This window comes from Noviherbaspirillum galbum (assembly GCF_010974945.1).
Classification (GTDB): Bacteria; Pseudomonadota; Gammaproteobacteria; order Burkholderiales; family Burkholderiaceae_D; genus Noviherbaspirillum; species Noviherbaspirillum galbum.
On sequence record NZ_JAAIVB010000045.1, the window covers coordinates 85831 to 110840 of the forward strand.

Genomic DNA, 25010 nt, shown 5'->3' on the forward strand with positions numbered 1-25010 from the left:
TCCGGCCTCAATCGCGGAAAGACGGTCGAGGCAAAGTCGGATGCGGAAAACGCATGCTTGCTCCAGTGAATGGCGCGCCGCGAACCGCCGGCGGGGAGCGTGCATTGTAATGCATGCCGGACGCGCGCACGCCCGGCCGCGGGGTAACGACTAACTATTTGGCCTTGTAGTAGCCGGAGGAAACGATGGTGTCGTTGACCTTTTCGAAATAGGCCGACTTGGGCTGGATTTCCTTGCTGATCGGATCGACCCACTTGTAGTCCACCCAGCCGCTGTTGCTGCTCGCCGCCTTCGTGACGATCTCCTTCATGAAGGCCTTGCCGTCGGCGTCCTTGAGATCGATGATGTCCTTGCCGACCATCCTGGCGTTGGCGCCGTGCGCCAGCACGTTCGCCTTCAAGTCCCAGACGCTCAGGTAGAGGTCGCGGTCGAGCACCTGCGGGTTCTTGCCGTTCACTTCCTGGATCAGGTTGTCCTTGCCGCTCTTCTGCATCAGCGAGATGCCTTTCTTGACAAGGGCCACCGCATCGTCAGCCGATCCTCTGTCGGCCGCCGTCGCGCACGAAAACACGGCCATCAATCCCAGCATTGCAAACAAGCTCTTCATCTTCCTCATGGGTTCTCCCGTTCTTGAAATGGATCCGGCGGCAGGCTTGGCCGAAGCGATGTTTCCTTACCGCAATTAAAATGTAAGACTTCGTCGAGAAAATATCAACGTTTTTATGTCGAATGTTTTTCGTGATGCCGAAAAAACATCAGCGCCCCGACGAGCCGCCATCACGCCTTTTCCGCTTTTGCCCGCAGGCGGACGCACTTTGTTTGCATATACAATCATGTGCAATCCCGGCGCTGGGCCGGCAACGATGAGAGAGTTGGCAATGACAACGGAAGAGACCCTGGCAAGCTGGAATGCCCGGCTTGAGGAAGTCAAGGAACGCATCCAGGCGAACCATCCCACGCCCGGCGTGGCCAGCCGCGACATGGTCGCGGGAAAGAGCGGGCTGGAGATCATCGAGGGCATCATCCGGGGCGAGCTGCCCTTCCCTCACATTTCCGAAACCCTCGGCTTCTGGCTCGTGGAAGCGGACAAGGGAAAGGCGGTGTTCCAGGGGACGCCGCAGTTGAAGCATTACAACCCGATGGGGACGGTGCACGGCGGCTGGTATGCGACCCTGCTCGATTCCGCGCTGGGTTGCTCCGTGCAGACGATGCTGCCGCAAGGCCAGGCGTACACCACGGCGGAGCTGAGCGTCAACATCGTGCGCGCGGCCACTGAGAAAACAGGCCCGCTGCGGGCCATCGGCACCGTGATCCATTGCGGCCGGCAACTCGCGACGGCGGAAGCGCGCCTCGTCGGTCCGGACGGCACCCTGTATGCGCACGGAACGACGACCTGCCTTGTCTTCCAGGCACGCTGAGCGACGCCATGTACATTCCCGCACATTTCAACGAGCCGCGCACCGAGGTCCTGCACGAGCTCATCAGACAGCATCCCCTGGGCATGCTGGTGACGCATGGGGCCGGCGGCCTGGATGCGAATCACATTCCCTTCGAACTCGATGCCCGGCAGGGCGAGCACGGCAGGCTGAACGCCCACGTGGCACGCGCCAATCCGGTGTGGAAGGACGTGGCCGATGGCGACGAGGTGCTGGTCGTCTTTCGCGCGGGCGACGCCTACATCTCGCCGAACTGGTATCCCTCGAAACATGAATTGCACCGCCAGGTTCCTACCTGGAACTACATGGTGGTCCACGCGCACGGGCGCATCACCATTCGCGACGACGAGCGCTTCGTGCGCGGCATCGTCGCGCGCCTCACGCGCGCCCACGAAGCATCCCAGCCTAAGCCTTGGAAGATGACCGACAGCGCGACTGACTATATCGACACGATGCTCCAGTCCATCGTCGGACTGGAAATCGAGATCACGCGCATCGAGGGCAAGCTCAAGCTGAGCCAGAACAAGGAAGCGCGGGATATCGAAGGCGCGGCCGCGGCGCTCGAGGCAAACGGCGAGCATGACATGGCTGCAGCGATGCGGCGCGGCGCCGGCGCCAAGTCCGGCTGAGAAGGCGGCTGGCATACGCTGTCAAAGGCCTCGCTTCGATGCCTCCCTGACGTGCGGATCGTTCGCGAACAAGGCCGGCGCGATGGCATTGTCCCGGATGGCAGCGGCGATCGCCGCCGCCACGGCGTCGACCGGTTCGCCGAGCGCACCGGCGATGCCTTCCGAGGAAAACAGCGCGAGGCTCAACATGGCGCGCTCGACGCGGCCGATGAGCCTGGCTGCCAACTCCGGCGTCGTTACCGGCGCCATTTCCTTGCCTGGCCCTGATTCGGTTGCTGCCCTTGGGTCGATGGTTGCCTTCGCCGGCGCCGCTTCAGCCAGATAAACATGCGCGCCGGGCGGACTGTCTTGCGGCGCGGCCGGCTGCAAGGCGCCTGACGCCGCAGCCGCATGGAAGGCGCGGTATTGCCGGTTGAAGCGCAGGTTCACCTTGGCCCGGGTCAGCGCGACGTAAAGCAGGTTCACTTCCTGGTCGAAGTCCACCAGTTCATGGCGGTTGGGGCGTCCGTCCTTGTCGACGAGTTCGAAGAAGTCATCATCGAGCAGCACCTGGTCGAATTCCAGTCCCTTCGAACGGTGGGCCGTCATCAGGTAGAGATCCGCTTCCTGCATCGTCTCGCATGCTGCACGCACCACCTCGTCGATCAGGGACGGCAAGCTCGCCTTGTAGTCCTTCACGATGCCGACCAGGGCCATGATTTCCTTGTCCTCGACGTCCCGCGCATACGAGGAGAGCGCGGAAAAATCCGTGAATTCGCGATAGAAGGGATCCTGCACCAGTTCCGGCTTTCCGGCCCATATGCTGTGCACGTCATAGAGCTTGCCGAGCAGGTAGTTCTCCACCCCGCCGACGAAGTAGACCTTGCGGCTGCCCAGCGCTTCGACCGCGCGGCTGAACACGCCGGCGTTGGTGCGGCTGATGATGGCGTAAGGTTTGCCGGGGTCGATGTCTTCCGCCGGCGCGGCGCCGGCCGCCCTGCCGACGATGGTCTGGGTTTCGCCCTTGAAGTAATGCAAGAGGTTGGTTGCCGCCTGCGCCACGAAGCGTCCGAAGCGCATGGAGTGGGTCAGGTAGAGCACGTCGGCCGAAGGCAGCATGCGCATGGCATCCACGCTGCCGCGGAAGGCATAGATCGATTGATGGCGGTCGCCTACCAGGACCTTCGTGCAGGGCTGGCCGAGCACGATCGCCGCGGTGACGAGATTCGTGTCCTGCGCTTCGTCGAGCAGGATGATGTCATAGCGCCGCGCCAGGCGAGGCCGGGAAAGCTGGTACAGCTTCAGGTAGCCGTCATGCGGCAGCGGCAGCGGCGTATTGGGATTGGACAGGTCGGTCCAGATGCGCTGCGCTGCAGCCGCGATCTGGACCCGGTCGGACCACGCGAGTTCCGGCGCCACATGCTCCACCTGCACGGCGTCGGTGTCTCCATACATGAACGCCTCCAGCGCCTTGACGATGAAGCCGGCGAGGATCACGTCGAGCTCGCGGTAGACTCGCGTCAGGTCGCTAGGCCGCAATGCGCCGAGCTTGTGCCGGAAGCGCTTGCCGACGGCCTGGTACGCAAGGCTGTGCATGGTGCGGCACTCGACATGCGGCGAAAAGGACTGCCCGGCCTCGTCGGCGATCGCCTTGTTGAAGGCGAGATAAAGAATGCGGGACTGCGGACGCGCCGCTGCATAGGCGCGCAGCGTGGTCGTCTTGCCAGTGCCGGCGAAGGCATTCACGACCAGCTCGGATGCCTTGCAGGCGATCACTGCCTGCTGCTCTTCGGTCAGGCGCAAGCCAGGCGGAGACGTCATGCGCTGGCATCCCCGCTGGTGCGCGTCGCGCCGGCAAAGCGCGGAACGAGAACGTCACGATAGATCGCCAGGTGAAACTCCATCTTCTTCAAGGCCTTGACCCGGTTGATCGTCGGCCGGTCGCTGATCCTGAGTTCCCGCAGCGCGCGTTCCGCGTCGTCGGCCAGGGCCTGCGCCTGCGTCCAGAGGTTGGGCGGCGCCGCGACCTCCGTGCCATCGCCGCGCTTCAAGCCGACCGCATGGTTGGCATAGGCGCGTCCGCCCTTGTTCACCAGGGTGGAGAAGGGATTGAAGGCAAGCATTTCGCCGGGCTGGGCGTTGATCAGCTTATGCGAGAGGCGCTGGGCCATCTCGGACGCGAGGTCGAGCGACACGATCACGTTTTCGCCATCGCCCTCGAAGCCCATCCTGACCTTGTGATAGTCGTTGCCTGCCTCATCGTGCGTCGTTGCCAGCTTGATGGATGACCATCGTCCCGATACCGGTTTCGGCTTGAGGCCAAGCAGTGCGAGATGAGCGCGGACCACCTCGGTCGCGCCGTTCTTCGCAAATCCCGAAAAGCCGGAGCGCCACGCCTTCTCGCCCACCTCGCCCGCTGCCTTTTTCAACGCGGCGTCCACCGCGCTGTTGCCAACTGGCAGGAGCATCCCGGCGACGGTGTGGTAATGCATCAGGATCGCGAGGGTCATGTTACTTTTCTCAATCTTTACCTGGTTGGCCGTCAGCGCGGGCGAATGTTCAATGATAAGTCGATATCGCCTTCGTAGGCAGGCGATTGCATCATGCCTTGCGGGACTTCGTTCCCGCCCCGGACCGGTGCTGTTCGCGCTGATGGCTCAATGCCGTGGCATAGGTTTCCATCGCTCGCGCGGTCCGGTGGCCAAGCTGGCCAGAAACGGTTTCCGGCACTTCGCCGGTAGCCAGCCGGGAGACCGCGAAGCTGTTGCGCAGCGTCCTGCCGCCCTTGCGCGGCACGTCCAGCCCCGCGCGCTCATAGGTTTCCCTGGTCTTGCGGTAAATCCAGGTCTTGTCCATGCGGCGTCCGCGGTTGTTTGGAAACAGCAACGGTCCGCCCACGGGCAGCGCCTGCCGCTCGGCCACCCAGTCGAGCACGATCGCCGTGGCCGGCGGACGCAGGAGCGCGACGTGCCACTGGACCGTGCCATGGGCCGATGCCGGCGACACCTCGATGGGAACGCAGCCCTGCTCGTCACGCTCGTCGCGCTTCACGTTGATCGTGTAGAGCCCCGTCACCTCGGCGACCTTCAACCCCGCGCCGAGCATGATCGCTTGCAAGGCACGATCGCGCCTCGCCTCCCAGCCGGCAAGCGGGTCGCCATCGCGCCGCGGCGGGTCGGGAAGCGCATCCAGGAAGGCTTGCTGCTGCTCGGGCGTCAAGGCCACGGTTTTCTTGTTCTGGCCACGAAGCCTGCTGGAGCCGGCCATCGCGACGTTCATGCCAGCCGCGGGGTTGGGATGGATCTGCAGATGCTTGTAGACCCGTTCCAGCATGGTGAGATATTGCCGCCGTATCGTCGCGGACTGGATGATGCGCGCGCCATCCAGTCCGCGTTGTTCGAGGAAGGTCTCGATCCACTCGCGGCTCAGCAGCCAGAACGGCACGTCGATCCCAACCGACCAGCGGAGGAAACGATTCCACATGTGGCGGTAGACGTCCGCGCTGGACTTGCGCAGCGGATAGGTTCCCTTGGGCCTGCCGTTCTTGCCCACCGCATTCGCGCCCGGCCGGCGAAGCGACAATTCCACGAAGGCCATCGAGGACACGAATGCGTCGAAGGCGGCCTGGGGATTGGTCTGCCACACCTCGGGGACGTCGAACAAATCTCCTGCTGGGTGATTCGTCATCGTTCTCTCTTTCTCAAGATCGCCGGTCGTGGTCATATAATCAACTAATATACACGCTACCGGACAGACAGAGGGGCGCGACCGGCTTTGGCCTTGGCGAACGGCATGAGGCTGCTGCCTGGCTGCCCGCCTTTCAAGAGGCCATTCCTTCTAGCAGGTAAATCCAGTTAAAAGGGAAATCCTTTTCAAAAGGAAAATCCTCTTCCATTCCAAAGTTCGGCAGGAAAGGAGTCCGGAGCGCTGTTTTTCAACTGCTGATGACTTGTTTATTAGTTGAGTTTCCTGCGACTCGAGAGGTCCTTGAGTTTCGACCCGCAAAAGACCAGGCACAACGGGTACGCGAAGACTGCCGGAAGCGGAGCGTGTTCAGAAAAAGTCGATCAGGGAGGAATCGGCGGCTCGGCGGAAGGCGGAGCGCCCAGGGCAGCAGCGTGCCGGAGAGATGTGTGCAGGCCGTCCTGCTCGGCACAGGCCCCGGCGAAAAGCCGGAACCTGTGCCGTATCGTTCAGCGCGTCAGACGTTCATGACCGCCACGGAACGCGCATTCAGGTAGGCGTCCATGGCTTCGGGTCCACCCTCGGAGCCATAGCCCGAATCCTTGATGCCGCCGAAGGGCATCTCGGCCGACGGGATGGCCGGCATGTTGATCCACAGCATGCCGACTTCCACCCTGCGCGTGAGCAGGTCGGCGTTCTTCAACGACCGGGTGAAGGCATAGCCTGCCAGGCCGTAGGACAGGCGGTTGGCTTCGGCAATCGCCTCGTCCAGCGTATTGAAGCTCCGGATCGCAGCCATCGGGCCGAAGGGCTCGTCGTTGAATACCTTCGCTTCCAGGGGCACGTCGGACAGGATGGTGGGTTGCCAGAAGTTGCCGGCCTCGCCGATGCGCGCGCCGCCGGCGAGCACCTTGGCGCCCCGGTCAACCGCATCCTTCGTGAATTCAGCCATGGCCGCCAGCCGGCGGGGATTGGCCAGCGGACCCATCTGCGTGCCCTCGGCAAGGCCGTCGCCCACCTTCAGCGCCTGGGCATGCTGCACCATGGCGCGCTCGAAGTCGCCGCGCACGCTCTCGTGCACCAGGAAGCGCGTGGGCGAAATGCAGACCTGTCCGGCATTGCGGAATTTCGCGGCGCCGGCCGCCTTCACGGCGAGCGCGATGTCGGCATCCTCGCAGACGATGACCGGCGCGTGGCCGCCCAGCTCCATGGTGACGCGCTTCATGTGCTGGCCGGCGATACCCGCAAGCATCTTGCCCACGGGCGTGGATCCGGTGAAGGTGATCTTGCGGATGACGGGATGCGGAATGAGGTAGTTCGAAATCTCGGCCGGGTTGCCATAGACCAGCCCGAGCACGCCGGGCGGCAAGCCCGCGTCGGCGAAGGCCTGGATGAGCGCGGCCGGACCTGCCGGCGTTTCCTCGGGCGCCTTCACCAGCATCGAGCAGCCGGAGGCGAGCGCCGCGCCCACCTTGCGCACCACCTGGTTGATCGGGAAATTCCACGGCGTGAAGGCGGCGACGGGGCCGACCGGGTCCTTGATGACCATCTGGCGCACCGCCAGGTTGGTGCGGGACGGCACGAGGCGGCCATAGAGGCGGAAGCCTTCCTCGGCGAACCATTCGATGATGTCCGCGGCGGCCAGGGCCTCGCCCTTGGCTTCGACGAAGGGCTTGCCCTGTTCCTGCGTCAGGACGCGGCCGATGTTTTCCGCGCGCTCGCGCATCAAGCCGGCGGCGCGGCGCATGATCTTGCTGCGTTCGACCGGCAGCATGTCGCGCCAGACCTCGAATCCCTTCTGCGCGGCTTCCAGGGCGCGATCGAGATCCGCGCGGGAAGCGCTCGCCACGCGGCCGATTTCCTGGCCGGTGGCGGGGTTGTGAACGGCAAGCGTGCGGCCGTCGGCAGCATCCTGCCACTGGCCATTGATGAACAGCTGGGTATTTGGATAGGTCATGTTGGTTCGAGCCTCAATGAATCGCGATGTGGTTCTGGATTGCGTCACGGAAAAACCCGCGGGCGCCGCGCTTGCTCTCGGCAGGACGACGGCAAGCTTCTGGGCGGCACGCCGGCGGAGAGACGAAAACTATAACAGCTTCATTCCGGGCGCGTGTCCGGCGGGTACGGCGATGACTGCGGCCATGGCGCTCATGCGTTCAAGGATAGAGATTGTCTTCGCCGACTGGCGCCGGAAAAGCCGTCGTTTCCGGCCGACGCGCCCTGCCCCGCGCGGAATACATGCTGCCGCGCGCCTCCACCTTCGGCGCGAAGCACAGCAAGCCGGTATCGCGCGTCATGTCGTCGTACACGGCCTCCATGCCGCCCTGCATGAAGTAAGTCTCATGCCAGAAGCCCGTTCCTCCGGAATCATGCAGGAACTGTTTCCACCAGACGCGATGCGGTTCGGAGCGCGCCCACGCCTCGAGCGTCTCGAAGTCGCGCCAGTATTGCCGCATGCCGACGTGAGGCGGAAACAGGGAGAACACCAGGTTTTCGTGCAGCAGCAAACCGTCGGGCATGGCATCGACGGACTTGGCGATTTTCGGACCGAAGCCGAGCAGCGTCTTCAGCCCGGCCAGCGTATTGACGCGCATGCCGAGGTAGATCACGACCAGGTCAGGATAGGCGGAAAGATCGACGGTACGGCGATGAACCTTCGTTGTCATGGCGCTGCCCTCCGTGGCGAATGCAACGCGGCCGGCGGGATGCCGGACGCAGCAGGCTTCATTCTATGCGATGCGCCTGCCAGCGAAACCATCATTTCCCGGATGGCTTTCAGGCCAGGTGGTCTGCCTGCCTCACCACGTCGATGACCGAACCGTCCCGGTACTCGACCACCGCCACCACGCGCCCCACTGATCCTTCTGACCCCGCTGATGGCGGCGCGATCGCGACGGACGCCCCTGCCCGCGCGAGATCGCGCAAACGCTCGATGGGCAGCACGTCGATGCCGTGCGACAAGAAGCGCTCCGCCAGGTCCGGCCTGCGCGGGTTGACCGCCACGCCCTTCTCGGTGACCAGCACGTCGATCGTTTCCCCCGGGGTCGTCACGGTCGTCACCCGGTCCACCACCTTGGCGATGCCTGCGGCGTGCAAGCGGGTGGTCACGAGCGCCAGCCTGGCGCCTTTCGCCGCGTCCGCATGTCCGCCGGATCCGCCGATGATCACGCCATCGGAGCCGGTGGTCACGTTCACGTTGAAGGCGAGGTCGATTTCCGCCGCGCCGAGCACCATCACGTCGAGCTGGTCGACGACCGCGCCGCGCTGGTGGGGATTGGCATACATGGACGCCGACATGCAATGGTGCGCCGGATGCCGGCGGTATGAGGCCACCGCCTTCAGATCGAAGCATTGCACGTCGAGCAGCGCGCCGAACAGGCCCTCGTCCAGCATGTCCACGATGTACCCGGTGATGCCGCCGGAGGCGAAGCTGCCGCGCACAGCGCGTTCATGCATGAGCTTGCGCACTTGCGCCGCCACGGCGAGGGAAATGCCGCCGGCGCCGGTCTGGAACGAGAACCCGTCTTCCAGCAGCCCTGACGCGGCGATGACCTTGCCCGCGGTTTCGGCGATCGCCAGGCCGACCGGGTCGGATGTGGCGCGCGTCGTTCCCGACACGATGCCGGCGGGATTGCCGATCGCCTCGACCTCGACGACGTAGTCCACCTGGTCCTGCGCGATGTCGATGGGCGAAGCGGGAAAGGGAACGAGGTTGTCGGTGATCGCAACGACGCGGCGCGCGTGGGCCGCGTCCACCATGGCATATCCCAGGGTGCCGCAGGCGGCGGGCCCGTCGGTGCCGTTGATGTTGCCGAAGGCATCGGCCGTTGGTGCAGCGATGAAGGCGACGTCGATCTTGAGTTCGCCCGAGGCGATGGCTCTCGCCCGTCCGCCATGGGTCTGCAGCACCACCGGTGCGGCCAGTTCGCCGCGCGAGATCGCGCGCGCGACCGGGCCCGAGGCATAGGCGGTGAGGAGGCCGCCCACCACGCCCTCGCGGATATGGTCCACCATCGGCGCGTGCACCGGGAAGATGGAGCTCGCCGCGACGGTGATTCCCCGGATGCCCATGGCGGCGATTTCCATGAGCACCATGTTGACTACCGAATCACCGTTGCGCAGGTGATGATGAAAGGAGATCGTGCCGCCGTCCTTCAGTCCCGCCGCCTCGATTGCCGCCCGCAGGCCCGGCATGAGCTTGGAGCGCGACTGGTTCTTGCCGCGGCCGAGGCCGGCCGAGCGGAAGGAATGGATCGCGCCGTAGCCGTCCAGGAAGGCGGGAATACGCTCGCTACGCATGGCGTTTCAGAGTACGACCACGTCTCGCAGGCTCTGTCCGGCGGCAAGCCGGTCGAAGCCACGGTTGATGTCGGCCAGCGCGAGGCGCTCGCCCATCAGCGCGTCGATGGGCAGCTTCCCCGCCTGGTAAAGGCCGATGTAGCGCGGGATGTCACGCGCCGGCACGCAGGAGCCGATGTAGCTTCCCTTGACGGTGCGTTCCTCCGCCACCAGGCTGACCTGCTGCAGCGCCCAGGTGCTGGCGGGATTCGGCAATCCGGCGGTCACGGTGGTGCCGCCGCGGCGCGTCATGCGGTAAGCCATCTCCATCGCCTGCACCGAGCCGGCCATTTCAAGGGCATGGTCCACGCCGCCTTTCGTCAGTTCCTTGACCTTGGCCACGGCATCCGGATCGCGCGCATTGATGACGGCGGTCGCACCGAGCGAACGCGCGACTTCCAGCTTGCTGTCGTTGATGTCCACGGCGATGACCTGCCTCGCGCCGGAAGCGATCGCGCCCAGCATGGCGCACAGGCCGACGCCGCCCAGTCCGAGCACCGCCGCCGAGGTGCCGGCCTGGATCTGCGCGGTGTTGATCGCCGCGCCCACGCCGGTCAGCACGGCGCAGCCGAACAGGGCGGCTTCGACCGGGTCGATGTCGGCCTCGATCTTCACGCAGGAACGGCGGGATACGACCGCATGCGTGGCAAATGCCGAGACGCCGACATGGTGGTGGACATGATGCACGCCGCTATGCAGCCGGCGCGCGCCGGACAGCAGCGTGCCTTCGGTGTTCGCGGCCGCGCCCGGTTCGCACAAGGCCGGCCTGCCTTCCATGCAAGGCAGGCAATGGCCGCAGCTCGGCACGAACACCAATACGACCAGGTCGCCAGGCTTCAGGTCATGCACGCCCGCGCCGGCTTCCACCACCTCGCCGGACGCCTCGTGCCCGAGCGCCATCGGCACGGGACGCGGCCGGTCGCCGTTCAGCACCGAGAGATCGGAATGGCAAAGCCCGGCGGCGCGCAGCTTGATCAGCACCTCCCCGGGGCCGGGCGGGTCGAGGTCGAGTTCCTCGATGCGCAGCGGCTTGCTCTGATCAAACGGCGCTTCGGCGCCCACCTGGCGCAGCACGGCGGCCTGGATCTTCATGGGATACCTCGTTACGGTTTAGGTTTAGGTGCACGCGATCTGCTACTTCCCCGTCAAGACGCGCGGGCCCTGCTCCTTCCCCTGCAAGGGGAAGGAGCCAACTCAGATCGTCCTGCCCCCATCCACCGGCAATTCCACCCCCGTCAAGAACTCCGCCGCATCGGTCGCCAGGAACACCGCCGCCGCGGCCACGTCGCTGGCTTCCGCCATGCGTCCGAGCGGGATCGTCGAAATGAAGCGCGCGCGGTTTTCCGGGGTGTCGGGCATGCCCATGAAATCGGAAAGCAAGGCGGTGGCGCCCATCACCGGGCAAATCGCGTTCACGCGGATGCGGTCGGGCGCGAGTTCGACGGCCATCGCCTTGGACAGGGTATTCACCGCGCCCTTGGAGCCGTTGTACCAGGTGAGGCCGGGTCGCGGACGGATGCCGGCCACCGAACCGATGTTGAGGATGACGCCTGACTTGCGCTCGCGCATCAGCGGCACGACGGCCTGGGCCATGTGGTAGATCGACTTGACGTTGACCGCGAACATGCGGTCGAAGGTCTTTTCGTCGACGTTCAGGAAAGGCTGGTTCCGGTGGGTGGTGCCGGCATTGTTGACGACCACGTCCGGCGCGCCGAAGGTCTCGACGCAATGGCGCACCGCGGCGCGGACCTGTTCGCCGTCGGTGACGTCGCAGGCGATGGCGCTGGCGTTGGTACCGAGTTCCCGGGCCAGGCCCTGGGCCATCTCGGGGTTGATGTCGGCGATGACGACCTTTGCGCCTTCGCGGACGTAGGCGCGCACGATGCCGGCGCCGAAGCCGCCGGCGCCGCCGGTGACGATGGCGATCTTGTTGCTGAGCTGGGACATGCGGGTCTCCTTGCTGGGGATTGGTTTAGTCGTGGAACTGGACGATGGTCTTGGTAGTGCTCATTTCTTCCAGCGCGAGGAAGCCTTTCTCGCGCCCGTGGCCGCTCTTCTTCACGCCGCCGAAGGGCAGCTCGACGCCGCCGCCCGCGCCATAGCAGTTGATGAACACTTGGCCGCTTTGCAGGCGCTTGGCCATGCGGGACTGCCGGCCGCCGTTCTCGGTCCATACGCCGGCGGCGAGGCCGTATTCGGTGGCGTTGGCGAGCCGCACCGCGTCTTCCTCGTCGGTAAAGCTCATCGCCGACAGCACTGGGCCGAACACTTCCTGGCAGGCCAGGCGGTGGTCGCGCGGCACGCTGCCGAACAGGACCGGCTTCACGTAGTAGCCACCGTCCGACAGGCCGGCCGCGAGGCTGCCCTCGGCGAGCACCGGCACGCCGGAAGCCTTGGCTTCCTCGATGAAGGACGAGACGCGCTTATGCTGCTTGGCGTTGACGATGGGGCCGCAGTCGCAATCCATTTCCGGCGCGCCGACGCGCACCTTGTTGAAGGCCTCGGCCACCATGCGCGTGAACTTTTCATAGATGTCTTGCTGGACCAGCAGGCGGCTGCCCGCCGAGCAGGTCTGGCCGGCGTTCTGCACGATGGCCTTGACGATCACCGGCACCGCCTTCTCGAGGTCGGCGTCGTTGAACACCACCTGCGGCGACTTGCCGCCGAGTTCGAGCACGCAAGGCACGTGGTTCTTCGCCGTCGCTTCCTGCACCATCACGCCGACTTCCGGCGAGCCGGTGAAGGTAGCGAAGTTGATGCCGGGATGGGCGGTCAGCGCGGCGCCGGCTTCATGGCCATAGCCGGTGACGATGTTCAGCGCGCCCGGCGGGAATCCAGCCTCGATGGCGAGCTCGCCCAGCTTGAGCGCGCTCAGGCAGGCGTCCTCCGACGGCTTGAGCACGCAGGCGTTGCCCATCGCCAGCGCAGGCGCCAGCGTGCGGCCGAACATCTGCGCGGGATAGTTCCACGGGATGATGTGCGCGGTAATCCCGTGCGGCACGCGCACCACGCTCACGTTGTAGCCGTTGAGATAGGGAATGGTCTGGCCGTGGACCTTGTCGGCGGCGCCGCCATAGAACTCGAAGTAGCGCGCCACGGCAGTGACGTCATTGCGGGCAACGGTGATGGGCTTGCCGGTGTCGCGCGCCTCGATCTGCGCCAGTTCCTCGGCGTTCTTGATGATCAGGTCGCCGAAGCGCATTAGGATGCGGCCGCGCTCGGCCGCCGTCATCTTGCCCCAGGCGCCGTCCAGCGCGCGCTGCGCGGCGGCCACCGCGAGGTCGATGTCGGCGGCATTGCCGCGGTCGATCTTCGTGAAGGGCTCGCCGTTGCACGGGTTGATCACGTCAATCGTTTGCCCGCTTTGCGAGGCCGTCCAGCGGCCGTCGATCAACAAGGTTGCCATGTGAATTGCTCCTCAGTCTCAATATAAGTGGTGGCTGGCGCCATGCGGGGCGGCGGCGAGCTCGCCGCGCTCCAGCGTCAGTGTGGTGTCCGGCAGGTCGCGCAGAAGGCTGCCGTTGGATTCGGTGACGATGACGCACAGCTCGGGGTTGAGGTCCCGCAGCCGGCGCAGCGACTCGGCATACTGGTTGGCGAGCACCGGCGCGAGGCCCTGGAAAGGCTCGTCCAGCAGCACCAGGTTGCGCCCGGCCATGAGCGCCCGGCCCAGGGCCGCCATCTTGCCCTGCCCGCCCGACAGCGCGGCGCCGGAGCGGGCCAGCATGTCCTTGAGCTGCGGCACCACCTGCAGCGTCATTTCGAGGCGGCGGTCGGTTTCCTGCTTCGGCATGCGCTGCACCTCGCAAGGCAGGCGCAGGTTTTCTTCCACGGTGAAGGTGGGGAACATCACCCTCTCTTCCGGCGCGTAGCCGATGCCCATCGACGCGCGCCGGTGGTCGGGCACCGTCGCCAGGTCGCGTCCGTTGAACTCGATGCGGCCTTCCTCCAGCCGGATCAGGCCCATGATCGCGCGCAGCAGCGTGGTCTTGCCCGCGCCGTTGTGCCCCACTACCGCCACCAGGCTGCCCGCCTTGAACTCGGTCTCTATCTGGCGCAGCACGGTGATGCCCGCGATCTTCGTGCTGATCTTTTGCAGTTTCAGCATCTCATTCTCCCAGCACGTTCTTGCGGATGTCCGGATCGTTGAGCACCTGCTCCGGCGTGCCGTCGGCGGCGACCCGCCCGGCGATCCAGGCCGCGACCCGGGTCGAATACTTCGCCACGATGTCGACGTCGTGCTCGACGAAGATGGCGGTGATGCGCGCCTCGTCGAGCGCAGCCATGATGGTTTCCATCAGGCCATGCTTGTCCTCGGTGGACACGCCCGAGGTAGGCTCGTCCAGCACCAGCAGGCGCGGATGCAGCACCAGCGCCATGGCGATGTCGAGCAGCTTGCGGTGGCCTTCCGGCAAGGATTCGCAGGGCTCGTCGCCGCGCTCGCGCATGCCGACCAGCTCCAGCACGTGTTCCACGTCGTTGGCCGGCACCGCCGAGGCCAGCGAACGCCACAGGCCCAGCCGCCCTGCCTTGCCGGCCGCCGCGATGCGCACGCAGTCGCGCACCGAATGTTCGAGGAAGAGCTGGGGTAGCTGGAAGGATCGCGCCATGCCGCGGCGGGCGATCAGGCGCGGCGCCATGCCGGTGATGTCCTTGCCGTCGAAGCTCACCGTGCCGCTGTGCGGACGGATCAGGCCGGTGCAGATGTTGATGAAGGTGGTCTTGCCCGCGCCGTTCTGGCCGATCACCGCAAGGCGCTCGCCTTCGTGCAGCGAGAAGCTGATGTTGTCGGCGACCACGATGGCGCCGAAGGAAAGCTTCAGGTCCCTGGTTTGCAGCAGCGCCTGGCTCATCGCTTCGCTCCTTCCTTGTTGCCGGACTGGAGGCGCACGATGACGCCGGAAATGCCCGTCGGCGCGAGGAACACCACGGCCAGCAGCACGATGCCCAGCACCATCTGCCAGGCGCCGGTGAGGTAGGCGGCGGCGAACAGCTTGACGAACTCGAACAGGGTCGCGCCGAGGAAGGCGCCGACCGGGTGGGCTACACCGCCGAGAATGGCGATGAACAGGAATTCGCCCGAGCGCACCCAGTAGCCCATCTCCGGCGTCACCAGGCCCTGCGCGACCACGAACATCGCGCCCGAGAAGCCGCACAGCGCGGCCGACAGCAGGTAGCCGGTCAGCAGCACGCGATAGGTCGACAGGCCCACGTATTCGAGGCGGGTTTCATTGGTCTTGATGGCGGCCAGCGCCTGTCCCGCCACCGAGTTCAGGTAACGCTGCACCAGCAGGCCGATGACAACGGCGGACGCGACCGCGGTCAGCAGCAACGCGGTCTCGAAGCCGTCGCGTTCCAGGTTCATGCCGAGGAAAGTGGAGCGCACCAGGCGCATGCCGTCGGTGCCGCCGGTCAGGTGGAAGAACTTGCCCAGCACCGCGAACAGCACCATCGACAGCGCGAGGTTGAGCATGCCGAAGAAGATCTCGCGGTAGCGCACCACGAAGAGGCCGATCACCAGCCCGAACAGCGTGGCGAAGATTGTGCCGATGGCCAGCAGCGCGACGCTGTCGAGCTGGGTCCACCAGCGCGCGGCGAAGGCAACGGCATAGCCGGCCGCGCACGAGAACATCGCGTGGCCGAACGACACCTGGCCGGCGCGGATGAGGATGGATACGCCGAGCGCGGCGATGCCGAAGCAGGCGGCGAAGATCACCGGCGTCTTGAGCCACGGCAGCGCCAGCGGCAGCAGCAGCGCGAGTCCGGCGAGAATCGCCCCGGCCACGGTGGCGTAAGGCCTTGCCTTCCTTGCCGCAGCCCGGCGGGACGTGCCCTGGCCGCTTGCCATGCTGATGATGTTTTCTTGTTTCGCCATCACACCCTCCGTGCCTTGGCTACCGAGAACAAGCCCTGCGGACGGACCAGCAGCACCAGCGTCATGATCAGGTAGGGCACCAGCACTTCCAGCTCGGGCATCAGGTACACCGAGAACGCCCGCGCCAGGCCGATCATGATTGCCGCGACCAGCGCGCCTTCGATCTGGCCGAGGCCGGCGGTGGCGACCACCGCGAACGACAGCACGATCATCTCGGCGCCGGTGCCGGCCACCCAGGAGGTGGTCTGCACCGCCATCACCCCGCCAAGCGCGCCGAGCGCCGAGCCGGCGATGAAGGTCAGGAAGCAGATCCGGGTCACGTTGATGCCCATGGCGGTCGCGACTTCGCGGTGATGCGTGACCGCCACCACCTGACGCCCGACCGGGCTGCGGCGCAGGAAGTAGCGCAGCGCGAAGAACACCGCCAGCGCCACGCCGGGCAGCACCACGAGCTGGTAGTTGGTATAGGTGATGCCCATGACTTCGGACACGCCCAGGTAATTCACCAGCTCGGCCGTGGAGTAAGGCTGCGTGCCCCAGATCATGCGCTGCAGGTCCTCGAAGATCATGAAGGCAGCGAAGGTGACCAGCAATTGCAGCGCCGGGTCCTTGCTGTAGATGCGCCTCAGCAGGAACTTCTCCATGAGGCCGCCGCAGAGGGCGCCGACGACGATGGCGACCAGCGGCAGCATGATGAGCGACCACAGCGGCGAGATCCCGCTCGCGAGCGCCCAGGCGCCCACGGTTGCCGCCGCGTAGCCGCCGATGGCGAACAGGCTGCCGTGCGCCATGTTGACGATGTTCATCACCCCGAACACCAGCGTGATGCCCAGCGCCACCAGGAACAGCAGCGCCGCGTACGACAAGCCGTCGAGGATGGCGAGCAGGATCAGTTCTTGATTCATGATTCAGGCGCTTATTTGCCGGCGGCGTAGGTCTTGATGCGCGGGCTGTTGATGAGGTCCGGCTTGACGGTCTTCACCCAGTCCGGCGATTTCTGGCCGACCGGCGTGGTGACGAGGTCGCCCGGGTAGATCGCCATCTTGTCGAGGATCGGGAACGGATAGGCCGATACTTTCTTGGTGACGCCCAGAAGCTGGTCTTCGAGGCCCTGGCCATCCTCGCGGATCTTGACGCTGCGGGTCAGGCCGCGGAATTCCGCGCCGTGCATGGCGTCGGCAAGCTGCTCGGTGCTCGGCCACTGGCCCTTGTTGGCCTTGATCGCGCGGTCATAGCCGGCGGCGAGGCCGTCGAGCGCCTGGATCATGTGGTAGACCGAATAGATCGGATAGGCGCCCGTCTTTTCCTTGAACTTCTGGACGAAGCCCTTCAGCTTGGGATCGTCCTTGAGCTCAGGATGCAGGAAGTAATGGTCGCCGCGCGCGCCGACGATCACGCCTTCCGGCAGCGTCGCGCCGAGGCGTTCCAGCGAGCTTTCGGCCAGCGGCAGCACGAACAGCGAATTCTTCATCAGGCCGCGCTGGGCCGCCTGGCGCACGAAAGTATCCAGGTCGCCGCCCCAGGAGGTGGACAGGATGACGTCGGGACGCAGCGCCTGCAGGCGGCTGATCTCGGTCGAGAAGTCCGGCGCGCCGAATTTCGGGAACAGCTCGGCCACCACCTTCACGTCCGGCTTGAGCGCCTTCAGTGTGTTGGAGAACAGCTCCCAGGAATCGCGGCCCCAGGCGTAGTCCTGGTTGACCACGGCGATGCTCTTGAAGTCCGGCTTGGTGCGCAGCAGATACAGCACCGTGGCCACCATTTCGGTGGTAGCGTTGGCCTGGGTCCGCACCACGTAGCGGTAGCGCTTGTCTTCCAGCAGCTTTTCGGTGCCGCAGTCCCACATGATGTTCATGACCTTCAGGTCCTCGGCCACCGGCGCGAGCGTGTTGCAGTTTCCCGAGGAAATCGAGGCCAGCGTCACGCGCACGCCCTGCTCCTGCACCACGCGGCGGTATTCCGACAGCAGCTTGTCGGTGCCCACGCCTTCATCGATGTAGGTGGGCACGATCTTCACGCCGTTGATGCCGCCCGCGGCGTTCATCTGCTCGATGTAGAGGTCGGCCGCCTGCTTCGCCGGCACGCCGAACACCGAGGCCGGGCCCGACAGGAAGGTGGTAATGCCGATCTTGAGTTCGGCGGGCTTGGCGGTCTGCGCATGCACCGTGGCCGTCAGAAGCGCCGTAGCGGCCAGGGCGGTAAGCCGGGTCAGGTTGAAGTTGAACATCTCTTCTCCATTGTGTTATTGATTGTTGGAATCAAGCGCAGCTGCCGGGCGGCGTCCGCGATGGCGCCGGCCGGTGCTGGCCGTGGCTGGCGGGAGCTGACTGCTGCGGCCGCGGCTGGATGCTCCGCGTTGTTACGGTCACACGACGAAGACGGAGGCGGGATAGCGGGAAAGAATCGGGAAGGGCATCGCGTCTCCAGCAGATTGTCGTTATGTGCCATCAGTGTCGGACACTCATGGCCGACTGACAATCTAGATTTATGGAAGGGGGGCTCTGTCGTTGGTGAAGACAGGAGGCGCGCGCCGGGAAGTGTTCAGGCCGCGAGAGTGATTGCGGCAGGCGAGTTGGGATGGTACGGAGCGGGAAGCCGGCGGGCGGCCCTGCTCCGCGTGAGAAGTTTGCGCCGGGCAATGCCGGCGCTTGTCAGGCCAGCTCGATCAGGGCAGTTCCGCGTAGTTGAGCGGTACCCACTGGAATCCCTGGCCCGCGGAGCGCAGGTGTCCGAGGCCGGGGAAGGGAAGGTGCGACGCGCCGATCATGTCTCCCTTCTTCGCTGCTTGCGTGAAGGTCGCACGGCGCGCGGCGGCGGCGGCCTTCTGGTCCGTGTCGAACGCGATCGTCACGCCGGGCTTCGCGAACTGGACGGCGCCGACGTGGATGAGGTCGCCGACGAGAAGCAGTTTTTGTCCCTTGCTTTCCACGACATACGTGGTGTGTCCGGGCGTGTGGCCATACGAGGAACTGGCGCGCACGCCGGGCACGAGTTCGTTATCGCCGTCGAAGGTGCGCAGGCGCTGCGCGCTCGCATAGGGCTGCAGGCTGCCCATCGCGCCCTGGAAGAACGGCTTGTTGTCGGCCGGCGCCTTGTCGAGGTTGGCCTGGCTCAGCCAGAACTCGGTGTCGCGGCGGTCGGCGCGCACGACCGCATTCGGAAATGCCGGGGTGCCGCCGGGCGCGAGCCCGCCGACGTGGTCGGGATGTAGATGGGTGATGTAGATTTCGTCGACCTGTTCCGGCTGGTAGCCCGCCGCCTTGAGGTTTGCAGCCACCTTGCCCAAGGTCGGCCCGAACAGCTTTCCGGCGCCCGCGTCGATCATCACGAGTTTCGCACCGGTGTTGACGACATACGCCGTCACCGAGGTGTCGACCGGCGTAGAGAGAAAGGATTGGGCCAGCGCCCGCTTGGTATCGGCCGCCGGTTCCTGCAGCAGCTTGTCGACCGGCAGCTGCACCGTGCCGTCGCTGATGGCGGTGACTTCGATGTCGCCGACCATGATCCGGTAAAAGCCCGGGGCGGAAATCTTCGCCATGGGCGCCGCGGCGTGCACCGCGCCGGCGATGGCGAGACAGGAGGCAAATGCCGCCAGGCGGCGCGAGGCATGGGAAACGAGGTGCATGCTTGTCCTTTCGAAAGCGGGTTGAAAAGTTGCCATTATGCCTTCTGACTAGAAATGACGTTTTTGACGGAAATGTTGGGAGCTGCAGGGCGCGAAAGTGACAAGCAAAAAACTCTTTGCCCTACTTCGACAATTCGACTATTATCGAATCAATGACATTTCGAGAATGATCGAATCATGGATGAAAACCTTGCTGTCAGCGCGCTCGCGGCCTTAGCCCATGCGTCGCGTCTTGCCGTGTTCCGGCTGCTCGTCCAGGCCGGTCCCGAGGGCATGGGCGCGACCCGCATTGCCGACGAACTGAGCATTCCGCCCTCTTCGATGTCCTTCCACCTCAAGGAGCTTGCGCATGCCGGGCTGGTCACGCAGACCAAGGCGGGCCGCTCCCTGATCTACGCTGCCGACTTTTCGTCGATGAACGCCCTGGTCGCCTTTCTCACGGAAAACTGCTGCGGCGGGGCTGCCTGCCTTCCTGGCCGCAATTCCTCCCGTTCTTCCTGTTCCACTTCCAAAGAAGGAGCTTGCTCATGAAACGCTTGCATGTCCACGTGTCGGTCGACAATCTCGCCGACAGCATCCGCTTCTATTCCGGCATGTTCGCCAGCGCCCCGACCGTCGTCAAGACCGATTACGCCAAGTGGATGCTCGACGATCCACGGGTGAACTTCGCCATCTCCCGGCGCGACCGCGACGCCGGCCTCAACCATCTGGGCATCCAGGTCGAGTCCGGCGAAGAATTGCAGGAAATGGAGGGCCGCCTGCAGGCACTTCAAACGCCGCTGGTTACCCAGGAAAACGCTTCCTGCTGCTATGCCAAGTCGGACAAGCATTGGGTCGAGGATCCCTCGGGCATCGCCTGGGAAACCTTCCATACGCTCGACAGCATCCCGGTCTATGGCGAACATGCGTCTTCCGCCGGCAAGCCTGCGGAGGCCGCGGGGGTCACTGAGGCCGGAGCCTGCTGCGTCCCGCTCGCCAAGGCACAAAGCAAGCAGTCCTGCTGCGGCCCGAAGACGGAAAGCAAGGCTTCCGCCTGCTGCTGACGCCATGATCGCCAGGACCCGCACCGCCCTCTTCCCTTGCACCCGCGACCCGGTCCGCGGCGGGCTGCATCGCATCGGAAGAGAGCCAGCATGACGGTGGCCAAGCGTCTCGTTGCCGAAGGAATGGGGACGGCCATGCTGCTGGCCGTCGTCATCGGTTCCGGCATCATGGGTGAACGGCTGGCGGGCGGAAACACCGCCATCGCCCTGCTGGCCAATGCGATTGCGACGGGCGCAGGACTGGTGGTGCTGATCCTGATGTTCGGCACGGTATCGGGCGCGCACTTCAATCCGGTCGTGACCTTGTCCGAAGTCTGGCAACGCAACCTGCCGGGCCGCATGGCGCTGCCCTACATCCTTGCCCAGGGGCTGGGCGCCTTCGCGGGCGTGGCCGCGGCCCATCTGATGTTCGGCGAGCCGGTCTTTTCCATGTCGCTCCATGCCCGCACCGGGCCGGCACAATGGTGGAGCGAATGCGTCGCCACGTTCGGCTTGCTGGCGACGATCATCAGTTGCTCGCGCACCCGGCCGACGGTCACGCCGATGGCGGTCGCGCTCTACATCACGTCTGCGTACTGGTTCACGTCTTCCACGTCGTTTGCGAATCCGGCCGTGACGCTGGCCCGCGCCGCCAGCAACACCTTCGCCGGCATCCGGCCCGTCGACGCGCCGGGCTTCATCCTCGCCCAGCTGGCGGGAGCGGCGGCAGCGACGCTGGTGTTCTCCTGGCTTTATCCGCGTCCGCCCGAAGGCGCGACGGTTGCTGGCACTGTCGCGCCGAGCGAGTTCAGCGGCGGCCGGGCCGACTGACGCGCCCGAATTCCCCGCGCGGGCACGTCATCCTTCGCTTCACCCCGCCACGCTCGCTCGCGCGCCATTTCCGCGGCAGCGGACGCCGTCGATCGGCAAGACCTGCGCGATGCCGAACGCCACTTCGACCACCAGGAAGCTCCATACGATGGGATGGGCGCCATGAAGCAGGGCATAGAGCTGCCAGGTCGCGAAAAGAAAGCGGCCGGCCGCGTCATACCGGCCGTACCGCACCTGCGTGTCGCGCAGCCGCAGGATCGCCCAGACCGTCACGATGGAGCCCAGCAGGTTGGCCATGAGCATGTGAGCCGGTTCGAAGACGGGGAAGCGCGCCGTGATGCCGAACAGGCTTGATATGGTTTCCAGGCCGGCCAGGATGGCGGCGAAGGTCCATGGCGTGGCGAAGCCGATCGTCACCATGAGGTCATACCAGGCGCTGGCGCGCACCACGCGCAGATAGGTGGATGTGCCGATCATGCTGTTCTCCCTTGCGATTGAAGACGCCAGCATAAACCCTGGAGTACACTCCAAGGTCAAGCATGACATGCGGGAGAATGCAGCAATGAGAATAGGCACGGTTGCCCGGGCGGCCGGCGTGAGCTGCGACACGCTGCGCTTCTATGAAAAGCAAGGCCTGATCCGGTCCACGCGCGCGGACAACGGCTATCGCCATTACGCGCCGGAGACCACCCAGCTCGTGGCCTACATCCGCACGGCGCAAAAGCTCGGCTTCACGCTGGCCGAGATCGGCGCGAACATGCCGGCGGTGTGGAACGCGCCTGATCCCGACGCGGCGGTCGCCAGGCTCCTCGAAGAAAAACTCGGCGTGATCGACAAGCGCATCGCGGAACTGCAGGACCTCAGGAAGGAACTGCTCGAGCGCGTGCGGCAGCAATGCCCGCTGTCACGGAAGTGACCTTTTCCTTCCCTCATTCCAGCCGGACATGCTCGGCAAGATGATGCAGCACCGTGGCTATCCGGCGCAGGTGGCGCGACTCCGGATGCGCCAGCAGCCACAGTTCGGTGGTGCACTCCGCGATTTCCGGCGAGACCCGCTTGAGGCCGGGATGCGGATCGGCCAGGAACATGGGCAGCAGCGCCACGCCCAGTCCGCGGGAAACGCACTCGGTGGCGGACAGGATGCTGTCGACCCGGTAGGTCGGCGCGATCTTCGGCAGATGCTTGCGCCGCCACACGACCGACGGATGATCCGGCAGCGCGTCATCGGGCGCGATCCACGGAACGCTGCCCGCGCCTGCCTCGTCGAGCGAGCGGATGCGGCTCTTGCGCGGCGCATAGAGCGCCACCCGGATCGGCCCGAGATGGCGTCCCACCAGGTGCCCGGGCGGCTTGCGTGTGGCGCGCACCGCGATGTCGGCGTCGCGCCGGGTGAGGTTGAGAGGCTGGTTGCCCGCATGCAGATCGAATTGAAGCTGCGGATGGAGCGCGTGAAGCGAGCCCATGGCAGGCGCGACCAGGCCATGCAGGATGGTGTCGGTGGTCGTGATGCTGACCTGGCCGGACACCTGCTCCGGCGCGACCTGCAGCAGCGACCTTGCCGCCTCGATCTCGCTTTCCAGGCGCTCGCCGTGGCGGGCAAGCTCCAGCGCCATGTCGCCCGCGAGGTAGCCGGTGCGCGTGCGCTCGAAGAGCGCCTGGCCTGTGCCGCGCTCGATGCGCTGCAGGTTGCGGAACACGGTGGAACTGTCCACGCCGAGGCGTTCACCGGCGGCGGCAAGCGTGCCGCCCCGGACCAAGGCGAGCACGGTTTCCAAGTCGGACGGCGTCAAACGGTATTGCATTTTTGCAGGCATGATTTGCACTCGTGCTTATTTACCTTGTAATGATGCAATCATAGACTGGGCTCTCCCATCTTCCAAGGAGAGCTCCATGAATACTCTGACTTCCTCCCGCGCCGCCACGGCTTCCTCAAGCGCCACGGATGGCGGCGCCCATGCATCCACCCATGCCTCCTCCGGTCCGGCCGCGCTCGGCATCGGCCTGCTCCGCCTATCACTCGGCGTAATGTGGCTCGCGCATGCGCTGCTCAAGCTGTTCGTCTTCACGCTGCCCGGCACCGCCGCCTATTTCGAAAGCGTCGGCTTCGCGGGCTGGATGGCTTACCCAGTCTTCCTCGCCGAGCTTGTCGGCGGCCTTGCCCTTGTCATGGGTGTGTATGCCCGCCAGGCGGCATTGCTGCTGGTGCCGGTAATGGCGGTAGCGGCGTGGGTTCACCTGCCCAATGGCTGGGTGCATACCAGCGCCGGCGGCGGCTGGGAATATCCCGTCTTCCTGATCGTTGCCTCGATCGCGGTCTGGCTCGCGGGCGATGGCGCGCTTGCCCTTCGCCGCAGCAATCGCTTCACCATCGCATGAGGAGCAAATGATGACGAACCAACTTGTCCTCGTCAGCCATGCGCTCTGTCCCTACGTGCAGCGCGCGGCTATCGTCCTCCTTGACGTCCTCCTCGCCCTAAAGGATGAGGATTCCTACACCTAGCGTCGCACGTCCGCGACGGAGAATGTTTAACGCAGCATTGGTGTCACGATCATGTACACACCCGCACTCACAACACTGCCACTCTCTTATTCCAAGGTCTGCGATACCTTTCGGCCTCGAATCAGGCATGGCGCCGCAATTCGAACAGACCTGGGTGGTAAAGCTTTCGTTCACTTCCTCAAACCATGCGCCATGCTTAACAGCCTTGTACGCCAGTTGATGACGGAAGGACGACCAACCCGCATCGAGAACGGACTTGGCCAGGTTGGTTTTGGCCAGTCCTGCGGCATTTACGTTGCCCACCGCAATATAGTCAAAGTCGCGCACGATGCGATGCGAGAGTTTGTGGTGAAAGTCATTTCTGCGATTGGCAATCTTTCGATGGATTGCCTGCACGCGGTTTTTCTTTCTCGCGCGCTGGGCAACGGCAAGCGCCTTCTCCATCCCACGATAAAAGCTCTGCGCCTCGATCTTCTCGCCAGTGGAGAACGTAGCGAAGTCCTTAAGACCCAGGTCAATGCCGACGCCACGAAGCGGTTGCCGCGCTTCGGCATCGACGGCAATTTCAATTACGATGTTCAAGAACCAGTTGCCGCGAGCGTCTTGTGAAAAATTCGTGCCATCCTTGATCTTCCCATCAGGAAGCGGGCGGCTGTAAAAGACGCGGAAGGTGTTGCCTGCAAAGCGAAAGGCATTGCCCTCGCGTTTCAAAGCACGTCCTTTCAACGGCACCCAGCCAATATGTTTCTTGCCGCGATAGCGCAGGTGAGGGCGCTTTTTTTGCGAGCGCGACTTGGCGTACTGTTCGCACACGGCGTTAATGGTGTCCGAGTGCAGTCCCAGTTCCTTGCTCGCGCCTTTGGTCAAGTTGTTGAGATCGAACCCCGTCAGCCAGGGTCGGCCAAATCGCAAGGCGTCCTTTTGGCGATCGTTACAGTAATTCCAGACAAAATTGCATGCCCGAGCCTGCCGATTAAGCAGGCCATTCAGCGACTTCACCCGGTAACGATAGACCAAAAGCATACTGTAATTATATACAGTTATATTAACAACTGGAAGGCAACGACTGCCGCGCGGTCGGCTCCTTTCCT

26 protein-coding genes are annotated in these 25010 nt (G+C 64.8%); 7 read left to right on the forward strand and 19 right to left on the reverse strand.

What is annotated here, in order from left to right; all coding sequences use genetic code 11:
- Positions 1-154 precede the first annotated feature (154 nt).
- The gene (locus G3574_RS13790; protein ID WP_163964094.1) at positions 155-616 is read right to left on the reverse strand and encodes a cache domain-containing protein; all 462 of its coding nucleotides are present in this window, start codon (positions 614-616) and stop codon (positions 155-157) included.
- 262 nt (positions 617-878) lie between these two features.
- Here G3574_RS13790 and G3574_RS13795 point away from each other — a divergent pair, with 262 nt between their 5' ends.
- Together G3574_RS13795 and G3574_RS13800 are read left to right on the forward strand one after the other, a co-directional pair.
- A complete protein-coding gene (locus G3574_RS13795) occupies positions 879-1418 on the forward strand; it encodes a PaaI family thioesterase (protein WP_163964096.1) in 540 nt (179 codons plus the stop codon).
- A gap of 8 nt (positions 1419-1426) precedes the next feature.
- Positions 1427-2065 carry an FMN-binding negative transcriptional regulator gene (locus G3574_RS13800; protein WP_163964098.1) on the forward strand — a complete coding sequence of 213 codons (639 nt, stop codon included), beginning with the start codon at positions 1427-1429 and terminating at the stop codon, positions 2063-2065.
- 21 nt (positions 2066-2086) lie between these two features.
- Here the strand turns inward: G3574_RS13800 and G3574_RS13805 are convergent, their stop codons facing one another.
- The 15 genes from G3574_RS13805 to G3574_RS13875 all read right to left on the reverse strand — a co-directional run bounded on the left by G3574_RS13805 (position 2087) and on the right by G3574_RS13875 (position 19566).
- Positions 2087-3865 carry a UvrD-helicase domain-containing protein gene (locus G3574_RS13805; protein ID WP_163964100.1) on the reverse strand — a complete coding sequence of 593 codons (1779 nt, stop codon included), beginning with the start codon at positions 3863-3865 and terminating at the stop codon, positions 2087-2089.
- Complete coding sequence (locus G3574_RS13810) at positions 3862-4554, reverse strand: hypothetical protein (RefSeq protein ID WP_163964102.1); 693 nt, start codon at positions 4552-4554, stop codon at positions 3862-3864. The genes G3574_RS13805 and G3574_RS13810 overlap by 4 nt, the downstream gene beginning before the upstream one ends.
- A 91-nt stretch (positions 4555-4645) precedes the next feature.
- On the reverse strand, positions 4646-5731 hold the full coding sequence (locus tag G3574_RS13815) for a tyrosine-type recombinase/integrase (RefSeq protein ID WP_163964105.1): 1086 nt from the start codon (positions 5729-5731) through the stop codon (positions 4646-4648).
- 514 nt (positions 5732-6245) lie between these two features.
- Complete coding sequence (locus G3574_RS13820) at positions 6246-7685, reverse strand: NAD-dependent succinate-semialdehyde dehydrogenase (protein WP_163964107.1); 1440 nt, start codon at positions 7683-7685, stop codon at positions 6246-6248.
- 199 nt (positions 7686-7884) lie between these two features.
- Entirely contained in the window at positions 7885-8394 is a 510-nt protein-coding gene (locus G3574_RS13825) for a monooxygenase family protein (RefSeq protein WP_163964109.1), read from the reverse strand.
- Between the two features lie 109 nt (positions 8395-8503).
- A complete protein-coding gene (citF, locus tag G3574_RS13830) occupies positions 8504-10027 on the reverse strand; it encodes a citrate lyase subunit alpha (RefSeq protein ID WP_163964111.1) in 1524 nt (507 codons plus the stop codon).
- A gap of 6 nt (positions 10028-10033) precedes the next feature.
- On the reverse strand, positions 10034-11158 hold the full coding sequence (locus tag G3574_RS13835) for a zinc-dependent alcohol dehydrogenase family protein (RefSeq protein ID WP_163964113.1): 1125 nt from the start codon (positions 11156-11158) through the stop codon (positions 10034-10036).
- A gap of 102 nt (positions 11159-11260) precedes the next feature.
- Complete coding sequence (locus G3574_RS13840; RefSeq protein WP_163964115.1) at positions 11261-12013, reverse strand: SDR family oxidoreductase; 753 nt, start codon at positions 12011-12013, stop codon at positions 11261-11263.
- 25 nt (positions 12014-12038) lie between these two features.
- On the reverse strand, positions 12039-13472 hold the full coding sequence (locus G3574_RS13845) for an aldehyde dehydrogenase family protein (RefSeq protein WP_163964117.1): 1434 nt from the start codon (positions 13470-13472) through the stop codon (positions 12039-12041).
- Positions 13473-13490: 18 nt separating this feature from the next.
- Positions 13491-14174 (reverse strand): ABC transporter ATP-binding protein, encoded by a 684-nt coding sequence (locus tag G3574_RS13850; RefSeq protein ID WP_163964119.1) that lies wholly within the window; start codon positions 14172-14174, stop codon positions 13491-13493.
- Between the two features lies 1 nt (position 14175).
- On the reverse strand, positions 14176-14919 hold the full coding sequence (locus G3574_RS13855) for an ABC transporter ATP-binding protein (protein WP_163964122.1): 744 nt from the start codon (positions 14917-14919) through the stop codon (positions 14176-14178).
- Positions 14916-15941, reverse strand: a complete 1026-nt coding sequence (locus tag G3574_RS13860) for a branched-chain amino acid ABC transporter permease (RefSeq protein WP_235953422.1) — start codon at positions 15939-15941, stop codon at positions 14916-14918. Before G3574_RS13860 ends, G3574_RS13855 begins: the two co-directional genes overlap by 4 nt.
- A complete protein-coding gene (locus G3574_RS13865) occupies positions 15941-16846 on the reverse strand; it encodes a branched-chain amino acid ABC transporter permease (protein WP_163964124.1) in 906 nt (301 codons plus the stop codon). Before G3574_RS13865 ends, G3574_RS13860 begins: the two co-directional genes overlap by 1 nt.
- Before the next feature lie 11 nt (positions 16847-16857).
- On the reverse strand, positions 16858-18168 hold the full coding sequence (locus G3574_RS13870; RefSeq protein WP_163964126.1) for an ABC transporter substrate-binding protein: 1311 nt from the start codon (positions 18166-18168) through the stop codon (positions 16858-16860).
- A gap of 438 nt (positions 18169-18606) precedes the next feature.
- The gene (locus tag G3574_RS13875) at positions 18607-19566 is read right to left on the reverse strand and encodes an MBL fold metallo-hydrolase (protein WP_163964128.1); all 960 of its coding nucleotides are present in this window, start codon (positions 19564-19566) and stop codon (positions 18607-18609) included.
- A 177-nt stretch (positions 19567-19743) separates the two neighbouring features.
- Between G3574_RS13875 and G3574_RS13880 the strand changes: the two genes are divergently transcribed.
- From G3574_RS13880 to G3574_RS13890, 3 genes are all read left to right on the forward strand, one after another.
- Entirely contained in the window at positions 19744-20097 is a 354-nt protein-coding gene (locus tag G3574_RS13880) for an ArsR/SmtB family transcription factor (RefSeq protein ID WP_163964131.1), read from the forward strand.
- On the forward strand, positions 20094-20609 hold the full coding sequence (locus tag G3574_RS13885) for an ArsI/CadI family heavy metal resistance metalloenzyme (RefSeq protein ID WP_163964132.1): 516 nt from the start codon (positions 20094-20096) through the stop codon (positions 20607-20609). Before G3574_RS13880 ends, G3574_RS13885 begins: the two co-directional genes overlap by 4 nt.
- Positions 20610-20699: 90 nt before the next feature.
- Positions 20700-21419 carry an aquaporin gene (locus tag G3574_RS13890; RefSeq protein WP_163964134.1) on the forward strand — a complete coding sequence of 240 codons (720 nt, stop codon included), beginning with the start codon at positions 20700-20702 and terminating at the stop codon, positions 21417-21419.
- Between the two features lie 39 nt (positions 21420-21458).
- Here G3574_RS13890 and G3574_RS13895 read toward each other — a convergent pair whose 3' ends face one another.
- The gene (locus G3574_RS13895; protein ID WP_205609784.1) at positions 21459-21896 is read right to left on the reverse strand and encodes a hypothetical protein; all 438 of its coding nucleotides are present in this window, start codon (positions 21894-21896) and stop codon (positions 21459-21461) included.
- A gap of 85 nt (positions 21897-21981) precedes the next feature.
- Here G3574_RS13895 and G3574_RS13900 point away from each other — a divergent pair, with 85 nt between their 5' ends.
- Positions 21982-22335, forward strand: coding sequence for a MerR family transcriptional regulator (locus G3574_RS13900; RefSeq protein WP_163964136.1), 354 nt, complete (start codon positions 21982-21984; stop codon positions 22333-22335).
- A gap of 13 nt (positions 22336-22348) precedes the next feature.
- Here G3574_RS13900 and G3574_RS13905 read toward each other — a convergent pair whose 3' ends face one another.
- Positions 22349-23233: a LysR family transcriptional regulator gene (locus G3574_RS13905; RefSeq protein WP_163964146.1), complete on the reverse strand. Its 885-nt coding sequence runs from the start codon at positions 23231-23233 to the stop codon at positions 22349-22351.
- Positions 23234-23309: 76 nt separating this feature from the next.
- Between G3574_RS13905 and G3574_RS13910 the strand changes: the two genes are divergently transcribed.
- Entirely contained in the window at positions 23310-23795 is a 486-nt protein-coding gene (locus G3574_RS13910; RefSeq protein WP_163964148.1) for a DoxX family protein, read from the forward strand.
- A 97-nt stretch (positions 23796-23892) separates the two neighbouring features.
- Here the strand turns inward: G3574_RS13910 and G3574_RS13915 are convergent, their stop codons facing one another.
- Positions 23893-24942 carry an RNA-guided endonuclease InsQ/TnpB family protein gene (locus G3574_RS13915; protein WP_163964150.1) on the reverse strand — a complete coding sequence of 350 codons (1050 nt, stop codon included), beginning with the start codon at positions 24940-24942 and terminating at the stop codon, positions 23893-23895.
- Between the last annotated feature and the right edge of the window lie 68 nt (positions 24943-25010).

Bases quoted from the DNA above. Each gene is read 5' to 3' on its own strand.
- G3574_RS13790 (WP_163964094.1), bottom strand. From the start codon at position 616: ATGAGGAAGATGAAGAGCTTGTTTGCAATGCTGGGATTGATGGCCGTG.
- G3574_RS13795 (WP_163964096.1), top strand. From the start codon at position 879: ATGACAACGGAAGAGACCCTGGCAAGCTGGAATGCCCGGCTTGAGGAA.
- G3574_RS13800 (WP_163964098.1), top strand. From the start codon at position 1,427: ATGTACATTCCCGCACATTTCAACGAGCCGCGCACCGAGGTCCTGCAC.
- G3574_RS13805 (WP_163964100.1), bottom strand. From the start codon at position 3,865: ATGACGTCTCCGCCTGGCTTGCGCCTGACCGAAGAGCAGCAGGCAGTG.
- G3574_RS13810 (WP_163964102.1), bottom strand. From the start codon at position 4,554: ATGACCCTCGCGATCCTGATGCATTACCACACCGTCGCCGGGATGCTC.
- G3574_RS13815 (WP_163964105.1), bottom strand. From the start codon at position 5,731: ATGACGAATCACCCAGCAGGAGATTTGTTCGACGTCCCCGAGGTGTGG.
- G3574_RS13820 (WP_163964107.1), bottom strand. From the start codon at position 7,685: ATGACCTATCCAAATACCCAGCTGTTCATCAATGGCCAGTGGCAGGAT.
- G3574_RS13825 (WP_163964109.1), bottom strand. From the start codon at position 8,394: ATGACAACGAAGGTTCATCGCCGTACCGTCGATCTTTCCGCCTATCCT.
- citF (WP_163964111.1), bottom strand. From the start codon at position 10,027: ATGCGTAGCGAGCGTATTCCCGCCTTCCTGGACGGCTACGGCGCGATC.
- G3574_RS13835 (WP_163964113.1), bottom strand. From the start codon at position 11,158: ATGAAGATCCAGGCCGCCGTGCTGCGCCAGGTGGGCGCCGAAGCGCCG.
- G3574_RS13840 (WP_163964115.1), bottom strand. From the start codon at position 12,013: ATGTCCCAGCTCAGCAACAAGATCGCCATCGTCACCGGCGGCGCCGGC.
- G3574_RS13845 (WP_163964117.1), bottom strand. From the start codon at position 13,472: ATGGCAACCTTGTTGATCGACGGCCGCTGGACGGCCTCGCAAAGCGGG.
- G3574_RS13850 (WP_163964119.1), bottom strand. From the start codon at position 14,174: ATGCTGAAACTGCAAAAGATCAGCACGAAGATCGCGGGCATCACCGTG.
- G3574_RS13855 (WP_163964122.1), bottom strand. From the start codon at position 14,919: ATGAGCCAGGCGCTGCTGCAAACCAGGGACCTGAAGCTTTCCTTCGGC.
- G3574_RS13860 (WP_235953422.1), bottom strand. From the start codon at position 15,941: ATGGCGAAACAAGAAAACATCATCAGCATGGCAAGCGGCCAGGGCACG.
- G3574_RS13865 (WP_163964124.1), bottom strand. From the start codon at position 16,846: ATGAATCAAGAACTGATCCTGCTCGCCATCCTCGACGGCTTGTCGTAC.
- G3574_RS13870 (WP_163964126.1), bottom strand. From the start codon at position 18,168: ATGTTCAACTTCAACCTGACCCGGCTTACCGCCCTGGCCGCTACGGCG.
- G3574_RS13875 (WP_163964128.1), bottom strand. From the start codon at position 19,566: ATGCACCTCGTTTCCCATGCCTCGCGCCGCCTGGCGGCATTTGCCTCC.
- G3574_RS13880 (WP_163964131.1), top strand. From the start codon at position 19,744: ATGGATGAAAACCTTGCTGTCAGCGCGCTCGCGGCCTTAGCCCATGCG.
- G3574_RS13885 (WP_163964132.1), top strand. From the start codon at position 20,094: ATGAAACGCTTGCATGTCCACGTGTCGGTCGACAATCTCGCCGACAGC.
- G3574_RS13890 (WP_163964134.1), top strand. From the start codon at position 20,700: ATGACGGTGGCCAAGCGTCTCGTTGCCGAAGGAATGGGGACGGCCATG.
- G3574_RS13895 (WP_205609784.1), bottom strand. From the start codon at position 21,896: ATGATCGGCACATCCACCTATCTGCGCGTGGTGCGCGCCAGCGCCTGG.
- G3574_RS13900 (WP_163964136.1), top strand. From the start codon at position 21,982: ATGAGAATAGGCACGGTTGCCCGGGCGGCCGGCGTGAGCTGCGACACG.
- G3574_RS13905 (WP_163964146.1), bottom strand. From the start codon at position 23,233: ATGCCTGCAAAAATGCAATACCGTTTGACGCCGTCCGACTTGGAAACC.
- G3574_RS13910 (WP_163964148.1), top strand. From the start codon at position 23,310: ATGAATACTCTGACTTCCTCCCGCGCCGCCACGGCTTCCTCAAGCGCC.
- G3574_RS13915 (WP_163964150.1), bottom strand. From the start codon at position 24,942: ATGCTTTTGGTCTATCGTTACCGGGTGAAGTCGCTGAATGGCCTGCTT.